This is a genomic window from Roseovarius sp. 217 (assembly GCF_000152845.1).
In the GTDB taxonomy this organism is placed as follows: Bacteria; Pseudomonadota; Alphaproteobacteria; order Rhodobacterales; family Rhodobacteraceae; genus Roseovarius.
Genome location: NZ_CH902584.1, coordinates 919,498 through 938,552, shown reverse-complemented (window position 1 = coordinate 938,552; position 19,055 = coordinate 919,498). Strand labels below are relative to the sequence as shown.

At 60.2% G+C, this 19,055-nt stretch carries 17 protein-coding genes; 11 read left to right on the top strand and 6 right to left on the bottom strand.

Annotated features, from left to right (window positions below; translation table 11 throughout):
• The first annotated feature begins 96 nt into the window (after positions 1–96).
• The 9 genes from ROS217_RS04365 to ROS217_RS04325 all read left to right on the top strand — a co-directional run bounded on the left by ROS217_RS04365 (position 97) and on the right by ROS217_RS04325 (position 11,336).
• The gene (locus tag ROS217_RS04365) at positions 97–1,113 is read left to right on the top strand and encodes a DNA-directed RNA polymerase subunit alpha (protein ID WP_009816462.1); all 1,017 of its coding nucleotides are present in this window, start codon (positions 97–99) and stop codon (positions 1,111–1,113) included.
• Positions 1,114–1,280: 167 nt separating this feature from the next.
• The gene (gene rplQ / locus ROS217_RS04360; protein ID WP_009816461.1) at positions 1,281–1,703 is read left to right on the top strand and encodes a 50S ribosomal protein L17; all 423 of its coding nucleotides are present in this window, start codon (positions 1,281–1,283) and stop codon (positions 1,701–1,703) included.
• A 166-nt stretch (positions 1,704–1,869) separates the two neighbouring features.
• On the top strand, positions 1,870–3,246 hold the full coding sequence (locus ROS217_RS04355) for a trypsin-like peptidase domain-containing protein (protein WP_009816460.1): 1,377 nt from the start codon (positions 1,870–1,872) through the stop codon (positions 3,244–3,246).
• 3 nt (positions 3,247–3,249) lie between these two features.
• Positions 3,250–4,557, top strand: a complete 1,308-nt coding sequence (locus tag ROS217_RS04350) for a replication-associated recombination protein A (protein ID WP_009816459.1) — start codon at positions 3,250–3,252, stop codon at positions 4,555–4,557.
• Between the two features lie 215 nt (positions 4,558–4,772).
• Positions 4,773–6,383, top strand: coding sequence for an ABC transporter substrate-binding protein (locus ROS217_RS04345; RefSeq protein ID WP_009816458.1), 1,611 nt, complete (start codon positions 4,773–4,775; stop codon positions 6,381–6,383).
• Between the two features lie 203 nt (positions 6,384–6,586).
• Complete coding sequence (locus tag ROS217_RS04340; protein ID WP_040650354.1) at positions 6,587–7,543, top strand: ABC transporter permease; 957 nt, start codon at positions 6,587–6,589, stop codon at positions 7,541–7,543.
• 13 nt (positions 7,544–7,556) lie between these two features.
• Positions 7,557–8,795 carry an ABC transporter permease gene (locus tag ROS217_RS24020; protein WP_009816456.1) on the top strand — a complete coding sequence of 413 codons (1,239 nt, stop codon included), beginning with the start codon at positions 7,557–7,559 and terminating at the stop codon, positions 8,793–8,795.
• Between the two features lie 4 nt (positions 8,796–8,799).
• The gene (locus ROS217_RS04330; RefSeq protein ID WP_009816455.1) at positions 8,800–10,491 is read left to right on the top strand and encodes an ABC transporter ATP-binding protein; all 1,692 of its coding nucleotides are present in this window, start codon (positions 8,800–8,802) and stop codon (positions 10,489–10,491) included.
• A gap of 455 nt (positions 10,492–10,946) precedes the next feature.
• Entirely contained in the window at positions 10,947–11,336 is a 390-nt protein-coding gene (locus ROS217_RS04325) for a hypothetical protein (protein ID WP_009816452.1), read from the top strand.
• A 3-nt stretch (positions 11,337–11,339) separates the two neighbouring features.
• Here the strand turns inward: ROS217_RS04325 and ROS217_RS04320 are convergent, their stop codons facing one another.
• Both ROS217_RS04320 and cobN read right to left on the bottom strand, forming a co-directional pair.
• The gene (locus ROS217_RS04320) at positions 11,340–11,822 is read right to left on the bottom strand and encodes a GNAT family N-acetyltransferase (protein ID WP_009816451.1); all 483 of its coding nucleotides are present in this window, start codon (positions 11,820–11,822) and stop codon (positions 11,340–11,342) included.
• A 95-nt stretch (positions 11,823–11,917) separates the two neighbouring features.
• Positions 11,918–15,646, bottom strand: a complete 3,729-nt coding sequence (gene cobN / locus ROS217_RS04315; protein ID WP_009816450.1) for a cobaltochelatase subunit CobN — start codon at positions 15,644–15,646, stop codon at positions 11,918–11,920.
• Between the two features lie 92 nt (positions 15,647–15,738).
• Here cobN and ROS217_RS24310 point away from each other — a divergent pair, with 92 nt between their 5' ends.
• Entirely contained in the window at positions 15,739–15,900 is a 162-nt protein-coding gene (locus ROS217_RS24310) for a hypothetical protein (protein WP_009816449.1), read from the top strand.
• A 2-nt stretch (positions 15,901–15,902) separates the two neighbouring features.
• Here ROS217_RS24310 and ROS217_RS04305 read toward each other — a convergent pair whose 3' ends face one another.
• Entirely contained in the window at positions 15,903–16,352 is a 450-nt protein-coding gene (locus ROS217_RS04305; protein ID WP_009816448.1) for a GNAT family N-acetyltransferase, read from the bottom strand.
• The gene (gene cobW, locus ROS217_RS04300) at positions 16,349–17,422 is read right to left on the bottom strand and encodes a cobalamin biosynthesis protein CobW (RefSeq protein ID WP_009816447.1); all 1,074 of its coding nucleotides are present in this window, start codon (positions 17,420–17,422) and stop codon (positions 16,349–16,351) included. Before cobW ends, ROS217_RS04305 begins: the two co-directional genes overlap by 4 nt.
• A gap of 72 nt (positions 17,423–17,494) precedes the next feature.
• On the opposite strand from cobW, the gene ROS217_RS04295 reads away from it, so the two are divergent.
• Positions 17,495–17,824: a DUF1636 family protein gene (locus ROS217_RS04295; RefSeq protein ID WP_009816446.1), complete on the top strand. Its 330-nt coding sequence runs from the start codon at positions 17,495–17,497 to the stop codon at positions 17,822–17,824.
• A 4-nt stretch (positions 17,825–17,828) separates the two neighbouring features.
• Here the strand turns inward: ROS217_RS04295 and ROS217_RS04290 are convergent, their stop codons facing one another.
• Positions 17,829–18,320: a hypothetical protein gene (locus ROS217_RS04290; protein ID WP_009816445.1), complete on the bottom strand. Its 492-nt coding sequence runs from the start codon at positions 18,318–18,320 to the stop codon at positions 17,829–17,831.
• A gap of 54 nt (positions 18,321–18,374) precedes the next feature.
• Complete coding sequence (locus tag ROS217_RS04285; protein ID WP_009816444.1) at positions 18,375–19,055, bottom strand: CbtA family protein; 681 nt, start codon at positions 19,053–19,055, stop codon at positions 18,375–18,377.

The following is a 19,055-nucleotide window of genomic DNA, read 5'->3' as shown; positions in this document are numbered from 1 at the left end:
GGGGCCGCGCTATGGCGCGGTCCCCTTTTCGTCATTTTACATCCTCGGGCGTTCTGGACCTTTGGACATGGGAACAGAGCAAGAATGGAGGGACGCATGATCCACAAGAATTGGGCTGAACTGATCAAGCCGACACAGCTTGACGTGAAACCGGGCAATGACCCGCTGCGTCAGGCGGTTCTGATCGCCGAGCCGCTCGAGCGCGGCTTTGGTCTCACGCTGGGCAACGCGCTGCGCCGCGTTCTTCTGTCCTCGCTGCAAGGGGCGGCCATCACCGCCGTGCAGATCGACAACGTGTTGCACGAGTTCTCCTCGGTGGCCGGTGTCCGCGAAGACGTGACCGACATCGTTCTCAACCTCAAGGGCGTGGCCATCCGCATGGAAGTCGAAGGGCCCAAGCGTCTTTCGGTCAATGCCAAGGGTCCGGGCGTCGTCACCGCCGGTGACATCTCCGACAGCGCAGGCATCGAGATCCTCAACAAGGATCATGTGATCTGTCACCTCGACGAAGGTGCTGACCTGTTCATGGAACTGACCGTGAATCAGGGCAAGGGCTATGTCTCGGCTGACAAGAACAAGCCCGAGGACGCACCCATCGGTCTCATTCCGATTGACGCCATCTACTCGCCGATCTCCAAGGTCAGCTACGAGGTCCAGCCGACTCGCGAAGGTCAGGTTCTGGATTACGACAAACTGACCATGAAGATCGAAACCGACGGCTCGATCACCCCGGATGACGCCGTGGCCTATGCCGCGCGCATCCTTCAGGATCAACTGTCGATCTTCGTGAACTTCGACGAACCCGAATCGGCCAGCCGTCAGGACGACGACGACGGTCTCGAATTCAACCCGCTCCTGCTCAAGAAAGTGGACGAGTTGGAATTGTCGGTCCGCTCCGCGAACTGCCTCAAGAACGACAACATCGTCTATATCGGCGATCTCATCCAAAAGACCGAAGCCGAGATGCTCCGCACCCCGAACTTTGGCCGCAAGTCGCTCAACGAGATCAAAGAGGTTCTTTCGGGCATGGGTCTGCACCTTGGCATGGATGTCGAGGATTGGCCGCCAGACAACATCGAAGACCTCGCCAAAAAGTTCGAAGACGCGTTCTAAGATTTTGGGCGGTGCGCAGCCTCTGCGCACCGTTCAACCCAGTGTACAAAACCCGCGTACACATGGTACGCCATGTACGCATCACGACCCGGGCAATCCCGCCCCAAGGAGAGCGGCTGACACGCATCAGACCGCCGGACAAAGCAAAAACGCTTAGGAGATAGAAAATGCGTCACGCAAGAGGATACCGCCGCCTCAACCGCACCCACGAGCACCGCAAGGCGCTGTGGGCGAACATGGCCGGCTCGCTCATCGAACATGAGCAGATCAAGACCACATTGCCCAAGGCAAAAGAACTGCGTCCGATCATCGAAAAGCTGATAACCCTCGGAAAACGTGGGGATTTGCATGCGCGCCGTCAGGCCGCGAGCCAGCTCAAGCAGGATGCCTATGTGGCCAAACTGTTCGACATTCTCGGACCGCGCTATGCGGAACGTCAGGGCGGTTACGTCCGCGTTCTCAAGGCCGGTTTCCGTTATGGTGACATGGCACCGATGGCGATCATTGAATTCGTGGACCGTGACGTCGACGCCAAAGGTGCCGCCGACAAGGCGCGCGTCGCAGCGTTTGAAATGTCTGACGACGAATAAGATCATAACCATTTCAAGTGGTTACAGATACGCCCCCGCCCTCACCGGCGGGGGTTTTGCATGTTGGCCCTCGGGGATATGCCACCGCAAGACGCCGCAAAGCCTTGCATTGCCGCGCCACTCCCAGCATATCTCAAAGGCCAAGATCACCCTTGGGGAGCCAGTCATGTTCCGCCTTCTCTGCCTTGTTTTATTGGCCCTTCCCGGCCTGCCGCACGCCGAAACCCGCGTGCCGGTCTCGCCGGCCGAAATTCAGTTGGGCTTTGCCCCGGTCGTCCAACAGGCCGCTCCGGCAGTGGTGAATATCTACGCGAGTCGCGTCGTCGCCACCCGCGCCAGCCCATTCCGGGGAGACCCGTTTTTCGAGAGATTTTTCAATGACTTCGGCGCAACGCGCCCGCGCGTTCAAAACTCTCTTGGGTCCGGCGTGGTCCTCTCGGAGGATGGTATCGTCGTGTCGAATTATCATGTCGTGGGTGAGGCTACAGATATCCGCGTGGTCCTCAATGACCGCCGCGAATACGCCGCCCGCGTCCTCTTGGGCGATGAAGAGGCGGATTTGGCCGTCCTCCAGATCGAGGATGCACCGGCCCTGCCCGCCCTCGCCCTGCGAAACAGCGACACCGTGCAGGTCGGCGAATTGGTGCTGGCCATCGGCAACCCCTTTGGCGTGGGCCAAACCGTCAGCAGCGGAATCGTCTCCGGCCTCGCCCGCTCCGGCACGGCCACCGGCAACGCGCGTGGCTATTTCATCCAGACCGACGCACCGATCAACCCCGGAAATTCGGGCGGTGCTCTGGTCGATGTGAACGGCCATCTTATTGGAATCAATACAGCAATCCTGTCGCGTTCGGGCGGATCGAACGGTATCGGCTTTGCCATTCCCTCGGCCTTGGTGGCACAGTTCGTGGCACAGGCACGGGATGGAAAAACGACATTTGAACGCCCTTGGGCGGGTTTGGGTGGTCAGCCTGTAACCCCGGATATGGCCGAGGGGCTTGGCATCGCCCGCCCCGACGGCATCGTGATTTCCGAGGTGCATCCCCTCAGCAGCTTTGTCCGCGACATCCGCCCCGGCGACGTGATCACGATGGTCGGCGGTCAGCCCGTCAACAGCCCCGCAGAGATGATCTATCGCATGTCTCTGGCCGGAATCGGGTCCAAGACCACAATCACCCGCCTGCGCGATGGCGTTGAGCAAGAGATCGAGGTGGACATGATCGCCGCCCCCGACACCCCACCGCGCAACCGACTGGAAACCAGCCCGCGTGCTGCAATCCCTCAAATGTTCTTGTCGACAATCAACCCCGCCGTGATCGAGGACTACCGCCTTCCACTTCTGTCGGAGGGGGTGATTGTGGATGATCCCGGCCCCTACGGTGCGCGTGCCGGGTTACGCGCCGGCGATATCTTGCGGTCCGTCAATGGTCGCACCACACCTGATAGTGCAAGTGCCGCCGAGGCGTTGGAGCGCGCCGAGACGACCTTGGCCCTTGAGGTGCAGCGTGGTGGCCGGCGCATGGCGCTGCGGTTCCGGATCTGAGCGGTGGCGGATCTCTTTGATACAGGCGACACGCCGCGTCCCGACACGGGCCCTCGCCCCTTGGCCGATAGGCTCAGACCGCGTCGTCTCACGGATGTCATCGGACAGGATCAGGTGCTTGGCCCCGAAGCCCCGCTCGGCGTGATGCTTGCCTCCGGCAGCCTCTCTTCGTTGGTCTTCTGGGGCCCGCCCGGCGTAGGCAAGACCACCATTGCCCGACTGTTGGCTGACGAAACCGATCTGCATTTCATCCAGATCAGTGCGATTTTTACCGGCGTGCCGGAACTGCGCAAAGTGTTCGAAGAGGCCAAGCACCGCCGCACTCAGGGCCGCGGCACCCTGCTTTTCGTTGACGAAATCCACAGGTTCAACAAGGCACAGCAGGATGGGTTTCTGCCGCATATGGAAGATGGCACGATCCTCTTGGTTGGTGCGACCACGGAAAACCCGAGTTTCGAGTTGAACGCCGCCCTTCTCAGCCGGGCACAGGTCTTGGTTCTGACGCGCTTAGTGCTCGCTGATCTCGAACGCCTCGCGCAACGTGCCGAACAAGAGTTGAGCCGCGCCTTGCCGCTCGATGGTCCGGCGCGCGAGGCCTTGCTTGAAATGGCTGACGGCGACGGCCGCGCGCTCTTGAACTTGATCGAACAGGTGGCGGCGTGGAAGGTCGAGGGAAAACTGGATAGCAGCGCCCTTGCCACCCGCCTGATGAAACGCGCGGCAAAATACGATAAGTCGGGTGACGAGCATTACAACCTCATCTCGGCATTGCATAAATCCGTGCGCGGCTCAGATCCTGATGCCGCGCTCTATTGGCTGGCCCGGATGCTGACAGGTGGCGAAGACCCGCGCTATCTCGCACGACGCATCCTGCGCATGGCGATCGAGGATATCGGCCTCGCTGATCCACAGGCGCAATCGATCTGCCTGCATGCGTGGGAAACCTATGAGCGGATCGGCAGCCCCGAGGGCGAATTGGCGCTGGCTCAGGCTGTGGCCTATCTGGCCCTCGCGCCGAAATCCAACGCTGGATATATGGCCTACAAGGCCGCGCTGCGCGAGGCAAAGAAAACCGGAAGCGAGCCTCCGCCCAAACATATCCTCAACGCTCCAACCCGTCTGATGAAGGAGCAGGGCTACGGCGAAGGCTACGCTTATGACCATGACGCAGAGGATGGATTCTCGGGACAAAACTACTTTCCGGAGACCATGAAACGCCCGGTTCTGTATCAGCCGGTCGAGAGAGGGTTCGAGCGTGAGCTCAAGAAACGTCTCGATTACTTTGCCAAGCTACGGATGCGTCGCAGTTAGAAAACTCGGCGAAATCTCAGAAAACCTCAGCATTTATGACCTTTTAAAGCTTCTCCTTTGCTGGATTAAGCACTGGAAACAAGGGGCATTTCGTGTTCTGTTAGAAACATGTCGTATTTGAGCATCCTTGCAGCCCCACTGAAAAGGAAGCTTTCAGTGTGGGCTGATGCTGCGGCCTCACCAATGACAGATTCAAAACAAGACAGGGAAACCAAATGAAAAAGAAAACCGATCAGGTCCTTTTGGACCGGCTCGCACAGGCAGCGCGCACCGGCGATATCTCGCGTCGCTCCTTCATGCATTTCGCCGCAGCTGCAGGTATAACGGCCTCGGCTGCCACTGGTCTATGGGGCACGTCCGCTGCTGCGAACCCGACGCCGGGCGGCACGTTCCGTTGGGGTGTGCATGATGGCAACACTTCTGATACCCATGATCCGGGCACCTATGTGACCCGCCAGATGATCTTTCTGGCCCATACCCACCGCAGCTATCTGACCTTGATCGAGGCGGACAATTCGCTTGGGCCGGATCTCGCCACCAGCTGGGAGGCGTCACCCGACGCCATGCAGTGGACGTTCGAACTCAATCCCGATGCTTCGTTCCACAGTGGCAAGCCGGTCACGGCGCAGGACGTGATTGACAGCCTCAATCATCATCGTGGCGATAGCTCGACCTCTGCCGCCAAGGCGCTGTTGACCGACGTGACCGATGTCACTGCGGATGGCGACCATACCGTTGTGGTCAGCCTTGCTCGGGGCAATGCTGACTTGCCCTGGCTGATGACAGATTATCACTTTGCCATCTGCCCCTCGAACGGCGACGGCACGATCGACTGGAAATCGGGCGACGGTACTGGCCCGTACAAGATCGACTCGGGCGAATTTGGCATCCGTTGGGAATTGACCCGCCACGATGGATGGCACGGAGAAGGTGCCTATTTCGACAAGGTGACAATGCTCGTCCTCAACGACCCCAACGCGCGCCAGACGGCGCTGGTGACGGGCGATGTAGACTGCGTCTCGCTGATCGAACTCAAGACGCTCGCGCTCTTGCAGCGCAATCCAGACATCTCGGTCGACAATATCCCCTCTGGTGGGGCGATCACGATGCCGATGTTCTGCGACACGGAACCCTTCAGCGATGTGCGCGTGCGCACGGCGCTGAAACTTGCCATGAATCGCGACGAGATCATCGAGAAAATCGCCTTTGGCGCAGCAACCAAAGGCAATGATTTCCACCTCTCGCCGGTGCAGCCCTATTGGCCAGAAGACATCCCGCAGCGCGAGTATGATCCCGATCAGGCCAAGTCACTGCTCAAAGAGGCAGGTCAAGAGGGCCTGTCGGTCAATCTCTCGGTTGCAGACAGCGTCTATACTGGTGCCGTCGACATGTGCGTGCTTTATGCGGAGCAGGCCAAGGCCGCAGGGATCAACATCAAGGTCGTGCGCGAGCCGAGTGATGGATACTACTCGGACGTTTGGCTGAAAAAACCGTTCAGCGCCGTGTCTTGGGGTGCGCGTCCGACCCCGGACGTGATGTTTACATTGGCCTACAAAGATGACGCGGCCTGGAACGAGACTCGCTGGCAGAATGAACGCTTCAATGAGTTGTTGCTTCAGGCCAAGTCAGAACTGGACGAAACGCTGCGTGCCGAAATGTATCACGAAATGTGCCTCCTGATGCGCGATGATGGCGGAACGCTCCTGCCGTTCTTCAACAATTGGGTCTATGCCCGTGGCAAAGGCGTCAAACGTCATGAACAGGTTGCGGCAAGCTGGGGCTGTGACGGCGCGCGTGCCGCAAGCCGCTGGTGGTTTGAAGCCTGAGGCCAATCTGCGACCCGGCATCGAAAGGTGCCGGGTTTTTAGCCGCCGGGGCAGGGAAATCCCTGCTTCGGCCTATCGCGTCATTGCGAGAGGCCTGAAACGAGAATTATTTTTCGTCCGGCTCATAAAAAACTGTTAGCCTAAGCCATAAAAGGCCGCGCCGAACCACAAGGCGACAGGCGAAAAAACAGCAGGAGGGAAAGATGGGGGACATCCTAGGGCTCGTTGCAAAACGGCTCGGAATGGGTTTGATCATTCTACTGGTCATTTCCATAATCATATTCTTTATGGTCGAGCTTTTGCCCGGAGACATCGCGCAAGCCGTTCTGGGGCAGGGCGCAACGCCTGAGAACCTGGCCGCATTGCGCAAGGAAATGGGGCTCGATCAGCCAGCCGTCCTGCGCTATTTGCATTGGCTATCTGGTGCAGTGACGCTCGATTTTGGCAATTCCATCGTCACCGGTGCCAGTGTCGCCCAGACGATTGGCGAGCGGTTTGCCAATACATTGTTCCTCGCAGCCTATGCCGCCGCCATCGCGGTGCCGATCTCAATTGTGCTCGGTGTGCTTGTGGCGCTTCTGCGCAACTCGATCTTTGACCGGGTCGCCAACGTGGCGACACTTACCTCGATCTCCAGCCCTGAATTCTTTCTGGGCTACATCCTGATTCTGTATCTTGCGGTCAAGACGGGCATGTTCCCGGCCATCGCCAGCCTCAGCAACGACATGAGCTTTGGAGATCTCTTGTACCGCACCTTTCTGCCTGCGCTGACTCTGGTGCTCGTGGTGACGGCTCATATGATGCGCATGACTCGCGCGGCGATCATCAACCTGCTTGCTTCGCCCTATATCGAGATGGCACGCCTCAAAGGCACGCCCCCGTGGAAGGTGATCGTCAAGCACGCCCTGCCCAATGCCTGGGCTCCGATCATCAACGTGGTGGCCCTCAATCTGGCCTATCTCATTACGGGTGTGGTGCTGGTTGAAGTGGTGTTCGTCTATCCGGGCATCGGTCAGGCCTTGGTTGATGCGGTCAGCAAGCGTGATTTCCCCGTGGTTCAGGCCTGCTGCCTGATCTTTGCCGCGACCTTCATCCTGCTCAATCTCGCGGCGGATGTGGGGTCTATCCTCACCAATCCGCGCTTGCGGCATCCAAAATAAGGGGGGCAGAAACATGAGTGCTTTCGTCATCATCTACTACACTCTGCTTCTCGGCGCGTCTTGCCTTGCGGCCTATTTCAACAAACGCTCCGCCTTCTTGCTTTTGTTCTCGCTAACACTGGTTTCGTTCATTCTAGGGATCATTGGCGGTGTTTCCGCATTGCGAATCGTGGCCATCTTGGCGGGGCTATTGGGGCTCTCGGCGATGGTCTCCTATGCGTTCCGTGAATTCCTGATCGCCATCGCCTCGCACAATCTGGCCAAGGAACTACGCACCGCGCCACTTACCGCAGCGTTTGGCATGTTCGTGATCTTCACCGTCGCGATTGCAGGGATATTTGCCCCCCTCATCGCGCCCTATGGCGAGGCGCAGGTTATCACCTCGGCCTTTGCTCCTGCAGATGCAAACATGCTGCTTGGCGCGGATCAGCTGGGGCGGGATGTATTCAGCCGACTGGTATTCGGCGCCCGCAATACCGTTGCTCTGGCCCTTGCTGGCACGGTCATGGCGTTCTTGCTGGGGGCTCTTGCCGGGTTGCTCGCTGCGACAACGGGAGGCTGGTTCGATCAGGCTCTGGCACGTACCTCCGATGTGATCATGTCGATTCCATCGTTGATCTTTGCGCTGTTGATGCTGTCGATTTTCGGCGGGGATTTGGCCAATGACACCACCAGCTTTTGGCTGCTCACGGGCTTTGCCGGAGTCGTCGGGCTTCTGATGGTCACTGCCATTTTCGAGAACAGTATTGTCGGTTGGGCCGTTGGCTTGGCCGTGCTGGTCGGGGTCTCGACGGCGTTTTCCGGCTTTATGCTCATTATCTTCAACCCGTCCGAGATCATTCTGATCCTCGTCGTTGCGGTTATCTACAGTCCACGCGTTTTCCGTCTGACGCGCGCTGTGGCTGGCAACGTCGTGGTGATGGATTATATCGAGGCGGCCAAGCTGCGGGGTGAAAAGACGTGGTATCTGATCCGTCGTGAAATCCTGCCCAACTCCACCGCTCCGTTGGTTGCCGAATTCGGACTCGAGTTCTGTTTTGTGTTCCTGCTCATCGCGGGCTTGTCGTTCCTCGGCCTCGGCATCCAGCCACCCACGGCGGATTGGGGCTCCATGGTGCGCGAAAACGCAACGCTGATCTCGTTTGGTGACATCACCCCGCTCATTCCCGCGGCGGCCATCGCTCTGCTGACCGTCGCGGTCAACTTTGTGGTGGACTGGATGCTCTACCGCTCCTCTGGCCTGAAGGTGTGAACCGATGCCCAAGAAAAAAGACGTTCTTCTCAAAATCCGTGACCTGAAGATTCAGGGCTATTCCGACGAATCCTGGATCGACATCATCAAGGGCGTGGACCTCACCCTGCACCGGGGCGAGGTGATGGGCCTGATCGGTGAATCGGGCGCAGGCAAATCTACCATTGGCGCGGCCTGTATGGGCTATGCCCGTGACGGCACGCGCATCTCCAATGGCTCGATTGAGTTTGATGGAATGGAACTCACGACCGCGTCCGAGAGCGAGCGTCGCGCGCTGCGCGGCTCTCGTATCGCTTATGTGGCGCAGTCGGCTGCGGCCTCGTTCAACCCGGCGCACAAGATCATCGACCAGCACACCGAAGCGCCCTTGCAATATCGGCTCAAAAAGAGGCTGGAGGCGCAAGAGGATGCGATGGACCTCTACGAAAGGCTGCGCTTGCCCAATCCGAAGGAGATCGGATTTCGTTATCCGCATCAAGTCTCTGGTGGGCAGTTGCAGCGTGCCATGACGGCCATGGCAATGTCCTGTCGGCCTGATCTCATCATCTTTGACGAGCCGACAACTGCGCTGGATGTGACCACTCAGATCGAAGTGCTGGCCGCGATCCGAGATATCGTGGATCAGTTCAACACCGCAGCGATCTATATCACTCACGATCTGGCTGTTGTGGCGCAGATGGCTGATACCATCAAGGTGCTGCTCAAGGGCGAAGAGGTCGAAGAAGCCTCGACCAAAGAGATGCTGGACAATCCGAAAGAGGAATACACAAAGTCGCTTTGGGCGGTCCGTAGCTTTGAGAGCCCACAGCGCCACCGACCCAAGGATGGCGTGCCGCTGATCTCGATCCGTAATGTCGACGCCTCCTATACCGGCGGCGACAAGGTGCTGGATGATGTCAGTTTCGATATCTACGAGGGCATGACCGTGGCTGTTGTGGGCGAATCCGGCTCTGGAAAATCCACCACGGCGCGGGTGATAACGGGCCTTTTGCCGCCGTCCAAGGGTGAAGTTCTATTCAAGGGTGAACCCTTTCCGCCGAGTTACAAGGACCGCACCAAGGACCAATTGCGCCAGTGCCAGATGATTTATCAGATGGCTGATACAGCCCTGAATCCCAAGGTTCGCATCTCGGAAATCATCGGACGGCCCGCGGCCTTCTATTCCGGTCTCAAAGGTGTGGCGCTCAAGAACCGCGTTGATGAATTGCTTGACCTGATCGAGCTTGAACCTTCGCAATATTACAACCGCTATCCGCCTGAGTTGTCCGGTGGGCAAAAGCAACGCATCGGTATTGCCCGCGCGCTTGCGGCGGAGCCCACCTTCATCGTCTGCGACGAGGTGACATCCGCTCTTGATCAACTCGTAGCTGAAGGCATTCTGCGCCTGCTCGACCGGCTGCAAAACGAGCTGGGGCTGGCGTATATGTTTATCACCCATGATCTCGCCACCGTGCGCTCCATCGCCGATGAGGTGGTTGTGATGCAGCATGGCAAAGTGGTGGAGCAGGGGCCCAAGGACGAGATGTTCACGCCGCCGCACCATCCCTATACTGATCTCTTGCTCAGCTCAGTGCCGGAGATGGACCCGAATTGGCTGACCACACTGTTGGAAGAGCGTGGCGTGGATAATGTGGGCGATGCGGCAGCAGCCCGTATTGATCCGAAGGATCCCAAGATCACTGGCGTAAACGCGTGATACAAGTGCAAGACGGGGCGGAGAGGTTATCCTCATCCGCCCCTCACTCGGTCTGAATTCCGTTGATCTATCGGGCTATTACAGGATCGCCATGGCGGACATTACAAATGTCCCGATGATCGCTGCATAGACGATCACAACAGCCTGCCAAGAGGCACTGTGCGCGCGCAGTTCACGGTTCAGTTCGTCGCGGGTCATCGGGTTGCCTCCATCCTATAGGTTTAGATCAGGGCCGTCTTTGTGGCCACGCTGCGCACATAATGGATTTTTGTGACCGCGCAATGGCAAATACTGAGAAAATCCATGCGTTTGCAGCATGTCTCCTGCGCGATTTCCACATATCGAGAGAATCCGAAGGTTAATGATCTGAAAACGACGTCACATAACGACATGAACCGCAAGTATGACCGCACCGCCTTAACTCTCGGTTAACGCCCAAAGGACAAGACTGTCCCATGCTGGTGCGCGGACTCACCTTGTTTCTCATAATTGCTTTGGTCGGATGCAATTCTCCCGGCCCGGCATTTCAGACTCTGACGCCACAACGAATCACCATCGGTCATAGTGCTTTTGATGTGCGGATCGCGGGCACACGGGCGCAGGCGATGCGTGTCAGCCCGGAATGGGCCCCGCGCCTGGCGGCAGTTGCCCCACGCGGGGTTGCGGCAATAGAGGCTGTCAGCGGCTGTCGCGTGGCACGGCTCTGGGGCGATGCAGCGGTAGTGGAGGCGCAGCTTGATTGCGGCGCCGGCCTGCCATCCCTCCCGCCGCCACAGATCCTTGAGTGCGAGCAAGAGCCGGTCTTTCGCGGATACGTCGATCTCATCTGCACTTGGCGCGAGTGAGGTCTAGGGCGCATCTTCAAGGGGTATTGGCACCAACCGTTCCATCGTCAGGCTGGTCGGGCGATCATAACCGGGATGAGCGGTTTGCGCCGTGATCACGAACCCGAGGTTCGCAAAAGTGGCATGGTTCTCTACCAGTTCCAGTCGGGTTTGTAGCCGCAGGCGCGGCAGGCCGAGTGTTATTGCCCGAGTCTCGGCGTGTGCCACCATCTTACCCGCCAATCCCTGTCCTCGATGGCCTGCATCTACCGCAAGCTTACCGAGATAGAGCGCATCTGGCTGTGGTGTCAGGATCATGCAGGCGATGGGGTAACTCCTCTCGGAGATGACCCAGATCTCAGAGGTCGCGGCTAAAACGCGCAACGCATCGACATCCAAATGTGCCAGCGATGAGGGCGGATCAATGCGCCCCTCCATATAGGCAAAGGTGCGGCACAGCAGTGCGTGAACCGCGTTGAGGTCATCAGCAGGCAGATAACGACGCATGAGCAAGCCTCTGGTCTGGAAAGCTGTGCAAGAGGATAACGCTTTAGACCAAAAAAGCGGAGCGATTCTTCCGTGGTTGTTCTAGCCGAGCCAGATCAGGGCGTAGGAGAAGCGTTGCGAGCGGCCTCAATCCGCGCGCGCGCAGAATTCGACCGCGGCATCCAAAGACCCCGGTCTATCGCCTCGGCGAGACGCTCGGCCAGTTCGCGCAGGGCGGACGGGTTGTGATTTGCAATGAACGCGCGTGTGTCGTCATCCTCCAGAAACGCCGCCTCGACCAGATCGAAATGATGGCCGCGCACAGCGCCCGTTGTGGCCGCAAAGGCAAAGAGATAATCCACCGTCGCGGCGATCTCGAAAGCGCCTTTATACCCATGCCGCTTGACCCCCGCGATCCATTTCGGATTGACCACGCGCGACCGCACCACCCGCCCGATTTCATCCTCCAGCGTGCGGATGAGCGGACGTTCGGGGCGCGAGTGGTCGTTGTGATAGATCGGTCGATCGCGCCCCTGCAACGTGCTCACGGCCGCCGCGGCGCCACCTTCAAACTGATAATAGTCATCAGAATCAAGCAGATCATGCTCGCGATTGTCCTGGTTCTGCACAATCGCCTCGGTCTGGCGCAGCCGCGTTTCAAACCTGACGCGGTCGGGCGTGCCCTCTTCCTTGACACCGTAGGCATAGCTGCCCCAAGTCAGGTATGCCTCGGCCAGATCTGCCTTGTTGGCCCAGAGTCGCTCGTCAATCATCGCCTGAAGTCCCGCGCCATAAGCCCCCGGTTTCGAGCCATAAATACGCGGCCCGATCCCCTCGCTCCGCGCTCTTGCGGCGGCGGGATTGCTGTCCTCGGCCTCATCAAGCCCCTGCACCGCCCGCGCCGCACTGTCAAAAAGCGCGATAAGCTGCGGAAAAGCGTCGCGGAAAAATCCCGAAATACGCAAGGTTACATCCACCCGCGGTCGCCCCAGCACGCCCTCAGGCAGGATTTCGAATCCGGTCACGCGGCGGTTGGCGGCATCCCATTTCGGCTTGACCCCCATCAGTGCCAGCGCCTGCGCGATATCGTCGCCGCCAGTGCGCATATTGGCCGTTCCCCAAGCGGTAATCAGCAGGGCGCGCGGCCAATCGCCATGGGTTTGCAGATGCTTTTCAATCAAGAGGTTGGCGGATTTCCACCCCAGGGCCCAAGCGGTCGGCGTGGGCACGGCGCGGCTGTCCACGCTGTAAAAATTGCGCCCCGTGGGCAGGGTATCGAGCCGCCCGCGCGTTGGAGCGCCCGAGGGGCCGGGGGCAATCGCCCGCCCCTCCAGCGCGCGCAAAAGCCCCGCGCCCTCCTCTGGGCCACAAGCGGCAATGGCGGGGCGGATGCGCTCCGCAATCTCTGCCAGAACCGCCGCTGTATGCGGCCCGACCGCCTGCGCCTCCCCGGTCAAGAGACGTTGTGCCAGAAGTTCCAGCCGCTCGACCGTGTCGCCATTGCTGCGCCAGGGATCGGCGCAGAGACCGACCAGCGCCTGCGGCTTTCTAGTGGCAGGGGCGGCCATATCGCAATCGAGCGGGTCAATGCCGAGCCCATGATCCGTCGCCAAGGCCCGGATCAACGAGGCATCGCCGCCCTTTCCATCGCCGCGCGGAACCCGGGCCAAGGCTATGGCAAGATCAACTTCCAACCGACCAGTCGGTGACTGACCAAAGACGTGCAGACCGTCGCGGATCTGCGCCTCTTTCAACTCGCAGAGATAGGCATCGAGCCGCGCCAGATCGCCCGCCTCATCCTTGCCCGACATGCCGACATCCTTGTCGAGTCCGGTGGCGGAACTCAGCGTCAGGATTTCGCGGCGCAGATGGGCTATGCGGCGTGGATCGACCCCGGCAGCCTCATAGTATTCATCCACCAGCGCCTCCAGATCGCGCAGCGGGCCATAGGTTTCCGCGCGGGTCAGCGGCGGGGTGAGGTGGTCGATGATCACTGCCTGCGCGCGGCGCTTGGCCTGCGTGCCCTCACCGGGATCGTTGACGATAAACGGATAGACATGCGGCATCGGCCCCAGCACCGCCTCGGGCCAACACTCGGCGCTCAGCGCCAAGGCCTTGCCGGGTAACCATTCGAGATTGCCATGCTTTCCCATATGCACGATGGCCTGCGCCCCGAACCTATGCCGAAGCCAGATATAAAAGGCCAAGTAGTTGTGCGGCGGCACCAGATCGGGGGAATGATAGGTCTCGGTCGGGTCGATGTTATAGCCCCGCGCCGGTTGCAACCCGACCACGACATTGCCGAAGGTCAGGATCGACAGGGCAAAGCCTGCGCCGGCGGTGCCGTCGGATTTGAGTATTTGTGGAACGATGAAAGGGTCATCTTCAGGCGCACCCCAACGGGCGGTCATCGCCTCGCGAAGATCCCATGGCAGGGCGTTGAAATGCTCTAGGTAGATATCCAGCGGCAGTGTCTCGCCCCCATCACGGTTGGCGCGATCCGTGAGCCAGTTGGTCGGCCCCGCCATCACCGCCCGCATCAGGGCGTCGCTATCCTGAGGCGGATTGGCGACAGTGTAGCCCGCCTCGGCCATCAGGCGCAGCGCGTGCACCGTGGCCGCAGGCGTATCGAGACCGACCCCATTGGCCAGCCGCCCATCCTTGTTTGGATAATTGGCAAGGACTAGCGCCACGCGGCGCGTCGGCGCAGGTGTCTGGCGCAGCTTGGCCCATTTGGCGGCCAGTTGCGCCACGAAATCCACCCGGTCGCCCACCGCACGATAGGTGGCGATGGGGCATTCTGTGGCCGCGTCGAAAAACGCCTCACCCTTGAAGCTAATGGCGCGGCTGAGGATGCGGCCATCGACCTCGGGCAGGGCCACGTTCATGGCGATATCGCGTCCCGAGAGGCCGGTCAGCCCCTTGGCCCATGTCTCTTCAGAAGAGCCTGCCAACACCACCTGAAACACCGGCGCGCCATTGGCGGCGGGCATGGAAAGCGGGTTTTCGGGGCTGTCGTCGCCCGCATGCGGCGAGCCCACGGCAAAGGCGGTGCAATTGAGGATCACCGAAGGCGGGGCCACACCAAAGAGATGCTCCAGCGTCGCCACCGATACCGGGTCTTTCAGCGAGGCGACAAAGACCGGCAGCGGATTGAGCCCGGCGCGCAAGAGCGATTTCACCAGCCGGTTGATCGGATGGAGCCCGGCCCCCTGCACCAGCGCGCGGTAAAAGATCACCGGAACGACCGGCTGCCCCTCCCCCCACGCCTCTTGCGCGGCAGTCAGGCCCGCCACGCCCGCCCCCGGCCAATAGACCCCTGCGCGCAACAATGGGCTCGCGGCGGCAGGCGTGTCCGTTGCATCCAGCAGTGCCCCCGCATACCGCAAGAAGTTGCTGGCATTCTCTGGTCCACCCTCGACCAGATAGGCCCAAAGCGCGTCGTAATCCGCGTCCGGCACCGTGGACAAACCACGCAATTCCGCGTCCGGCTTGTCATCGCCGGGGAAGAGTGCCAGCGGCACGCCAGCCTCATGCAGCCGCGCGGCATATTGCTCGGTCCCGTATTTCCAATAGCCCACACCACCCAGCACCCTTGCGATCACCAGCCGCGATTTGCTGGCGCAGTGATCGAGATGCAGATCGACGGACATCGGATGTTGCAAATGGCTCAGATTGGCCAGCCGGAGGCTCGGAGACTCTGCCATTTCGGCGCGTGCCGCACTCAGCGCGGCCAATTCAGTATCAGCGGCCGAAATGAAGATCAGATCGGCGGGCGTTTGCCCCAGATCCACCGGTTCTTTGCCATCATCAATGACTCCAGGTGTCGCTGCGAGAAGATGCATCACACGGTTCCGGCTTGATCAAGGACAGGCTTTGCGGCAAGAGCAGCATCAGAGCCGCCCGGATTGGGGCGCAGAGCCGAAAGGGCGACAGCATGGATTACAAAGCACAGGGCACCCCCAAGAAAGGCGGCAAGATCCCGCGTCACAATGAGCATAACGCGCCGGGCACGGACAAGAATCCGTTCGGTAAGCGTCCCTCCAAGGAGGAGCTGATTGCCCGGCTCAAGGCCAAGACCGAGAAAACCGCGAAATAGGCTCATAGCGACTTTTCCATGAAGACGGAGGAGGCGGCCTCGGGATAGTCCCCGAATGGCCCGCGCAGCACAAACCCGTGGCGCGCATAGAGCTTGTGCGCCGCCTCAAGCAGGTTACCGGTTTCCAGCCGCAGGCAGGGCAGGGCAAGCACGCGCGCCTCATCCTCGATCCGACGCAATAGCGCATCCGCGATTCCCCGTCCGCGCGCCGCTTCATCAACAAACATGGATTTAACTTCGCCGTAACCGTCGCGCAGCGCGAGTGCGCCGGTGCCAACGATCTGCGCCTGAATGCGCGCGGCAAAGAAGCGGATATCGGGTGCGCAGAGCGCATCGATATCGAGAAAGAAATTATCCTCGGGCGGAAAGAGCGATTCCATCAGAGCATGGCTCGCGCGCAAGAGCGCGCTGGCCTCTGGATGCCGCGGGTCTGCCGCCTCGACGATGATCATGCCGAGAGCGCCGCCGTAATCGCGGCCCGGTCCAGACCCGCCTGCCCAATGACTACAAGCCGAGTCTGACGCGGACCTTTACCAAAGGGCTGATCGAAATAGCTGTCCACGCGCGGCCCTACCGCCTGAATCGTCAGGCGCATCGGCTTGCCTTCCACAGCGGCAAAGCCCTTGAGCCGCAGGATATCATGGGTGCGGATCACCTCCGTGATTACCTTGGCAAAGCTGGCCGGATCACTGATCTCGGGCCGCGTCACCACAAAGCTCTCAAAGGCATCGTGGCCATGATCGTGATCGTGGTCATCATCCTCGTCGTGATGATCGTCTTCGTCGTCGTGGTCATGATGATGGTGCAATTCATGCCGCGCCTCCATATCTGCCTCGGCCCCGATGCCTTGACCGAGCAGCACCTCGACGGGCAGCGCCCCCATGGTCGCGGTCACGACCTGCACGCCCTCGCGCGAGTCTGCGCGCAGCCGCGCGGTCAGCGCCGCGCGCTCGTCCTCGGTCAGCAGGTCGGATTTGTTGATCACGATCATATCGGCGCAGGCCATCTGATCCTCGAAGAGTTCCGACAGCGGTGTCTCGTGGTCCAGATTTTCGTCGAGCTTGCGCTGTGCATCGACCGCGGCCACGTCATGCGCAAAACGTCCTTCGGTCACGGCCTTGCCATCGACCACCGTCACCACGCCATCGACCGTCACGCGCGTCGAAATCTCGGGCCAGTTAAAGGCCCGCACCAGCGGTTGCGGCAGTGCCAGTCCCGAGGTTTCGATCACAATGTGATCGGGTGCGCGCTCGCGGTCCAACAGCTTTTGCAGAGTGGGAATGAAATCCTCGGCCACGGTGCAGCAGATGCAGCCGTTCGACAATTCCATCACATCCTCTTCTGAACAGGTCTCGATACCGCAGCCTTTGAGGATGTCGCCATCCACGCCCAGATCACCGAATTCGTTGATAATGAGCGCAATGCGCTTTCCCCCTGCATTCTCCAGCATATGCCGGATGAGCGTGGTCTTGCCTGCGCCGAGAAATCCGGTGACGACGGTGGCGGGAATCTTGGCTTGCATATCTTGGCTCCTTCAGGGGGCTTGCATCGGGCGGGGCGGCTGGCCTAAGCCCGGTGGAAAAGGGGATCGTCGATGACGCATCGGATTGTGGTCTGTTCTACGTGCGAGGGCACGGATGGCAAGGGGTTTGCGGCGCGGCTGCGTGTTGCCCTATCTGAGCGGCGCATGGAGTTCACGGTGCAGGACCATGATTGCATGTCCAACTGTGCCCGGCCACTCAGCGTGGCATTCTCCGCTCCGGGCAAGGCCACGTATCTCTTTGGCGACATTGATCCCGCGGGCGATCTTGAGGATACGCTGGCCTTTGCGGCGCTATATGCCGAATGCGCCGATGGCTGGATCGAGGATGCGCGCCCCGCCGGGCGGCTGCGGCAGTGCCTGATTGGGCGCGTGCCGGGCTGAGCGGTCATTCGATCACCACCGCAATCGTGGTCTCGATCGGCACGCCATTCGATGCCAGTTGCGTATGGTCATTGGCATTCAACGTCACCCGGAGTTCATGCGTGCCGACCGGAAGCGCATCCAACTGCATCCACGGTCCATAGGCCCGCGCGATCTTGACTCCGTTCAGATAGAGATGCGCATGACCGCGCCCCGGCACGGCTGGGCCATTCACCCCCTCGGGGTCAAAAGTGAAATTCTCAACGCCGATATGCAGATTGCGGCTCTGCGCCCCGTCGGGATGCAGGGTCAGCGTCATTGCTGGAGCGGGATCAGTGACTTCGGTCAGGGTTGCATGCGCCGCCCCGCCGTGGTCATGGGCGCTATGGTCATGCACGGCCGCGCCATGATCGTGATCATGTCCGCCAAGTTGCACGCCGGATGTGGCGGCGACCAGAAACCCCAGCCCCGTGCCGAAAAAGAGGCCGATGCCCAGAAAGGCGAGTGGTTTGGCCATGATGTTGTCTCCCGTCGGATGGCCCCGGCACCTAGGCACCGGGGTGTTGACCTGTCAGGTTGCCGTGCTCTCACGCTGCCAGAAATACCCGGCAAAGAGACCAAGAAGGGCCCAAGCGGCAAAGCCGACACCCAAGGCGCGTGCTGCGAAGAGCGCGGCAATCTCGGGCGGAACCGGGCCGGATAGCTCATCTGGGTGGGGCGCGCCAATGAGGTGCGGCGTCAGCATCAATAGAAGTGCCACCGTCCACAAGACCCAGTTGCGGCCAAAGGCGATGAGCGCGAGCGCAATCGCAGTTGCTGCTACCGTTGCCCACCACCAGATCTGACGCTCGGCCACATCTGCGGCGGCAACACCCGGCACCTCTGGCGGCAAGGAAAGGGCCGGCGCGAACTGAAACGCGACAAATCCTGCAATGCCCCAGATTAACCCGTTGCGCGCGTTGATCGCGTGTCCTCGATCAGCGGCCATGCCCATGGCAGCAACCAGAATCAACGCATAGCCCACATAGATCAACGCCGAGAACAACAGGCTCAGCCCATCGCGCACCGGATCAAGACCGGGCAGGTCCGGATGAGCGCTAACCGCCTCCGCCCCGAAATGCACGAGATCACCGCCCTCGTATAGCTCTGCATGCAAAAGTACAGGCTGTACGAACACCAACTGCAACAGGGCGGCAATCAGCCCCGCACAGAAACCAGCGAACAACGCGCTGGTGACAATTTTTGAAAACAT

Bases quoted from the DNA above. Each gene is read 5' to 3' on its own strand.
- cobN (WP_009816450.1), bottom strand. From the start codon at position 15,646: ATGCATCTTCTCGCAGCGACACCTGGAGTCATTGATGATGGCAAAGAA.
- rplQ (WP_009816461.1), top strand. From the start codon at position 1,281: ATGCGTCACGCAAGAGGATACCGCCGCCTCAACCGCACCCACGAGCAC.
- ROS217_RS04355 (WP_009816460.1), top strand. From the start codon at position 1,870: ATGTTCCGCCTTCTCTGCCTTGTTTTATTGGCCCTTCCCGGCCTGCCG.
- ROS217_RS04285 (WP_009816444.1), bottom strand. From the start codon at position 19,055: ATGTTTTCAAAAATTGTCACCAGCGCGTTGTTCGCTGGTTTCTGTGCG.
- ROS217_RS04325 (WP_009816452.1), top strand. From the start codon at position 10,947: ATGCTGGTGCGCGGACTCACCTTGTTTCTCATAATTGCTTTGGTCGGA.
- ROS217_RS04320 (WP_009816451.1), bottom strand. From the start codon at position 11,822: ATGCGTCGTTATCTGCCTGCTGATGACCTCAACGCGGTTCACGCACTG.
- ROS217_RS04305 (WP_009816448.1), bottom strand. From the start codon at position 16,352: ATGATCATCGTCGAGGCGGCAGACCCGCGGCATCCAGAGGCCAGCGCG.
- cobW (WP_009816447.1), bottom strand. From the start codon at position 17,422: ATGCAAGCCAAGATTCCCGCCACCGTCGTCACCGGATTTCTCGGCGCA.
- ROS217_RS04365 (WP_009816462.1), top strand. From the start codon at position 97: ATGATCCACAAGAATTGGGCTGAACTGATCAAGCCGACACAGCTTGAC.
- ROS217_RS04330 (WP_009816455.1), top strand. From the start codon at position 8,800: ATGCCCAAGAAAAAAGACGTTCTTCTCAAAATCCGTGACCTGAAGATT.
- ROS217_RS24020 (WP_009816456.1), top strand. From the start codon at position 7,557: ATGAGTGCTTTCGTCATCATCTACTACACTCTGCTTCTCGGCGCGTCT.
- ROS217_RS24310 (WP_009816449.1), top strand. From the start codon at position 15,739: ATGGATTACAAAGCACAGGGCACCCCCAAGAAAGGCGGCAAGATCCCG.
- ROS217_RS04295 (WP_009816446.1), top strand. From the start codon at position 17,495: ATGACGCATCGGATTGTGGTCTGTTCTACGTGCGAGGGCACGGATGGC.
- ROS217_RS04345 (WP_009816458.1), top strand. From the start codon at position 4,773: ATGAAAAAGAAAACCGATCAGGTCCTTTTGGACCGGCTCGCACAGGCA.
- ROS217_RS04340 (WP_040650354.1), top strand. From the start codon at position 6,587: ATGGGGGACATCCTAGGGCTCGTTGCAAAACGGCTCGGAATGGGTTTG.
- ROS217_RS04290 (WP_009816445.1), bottom strand. From the start codon at position 18,320: ATGGCCAAACCACTCGCCTTTCTGGGCATCGGCCTCTTTTTCGGCACG.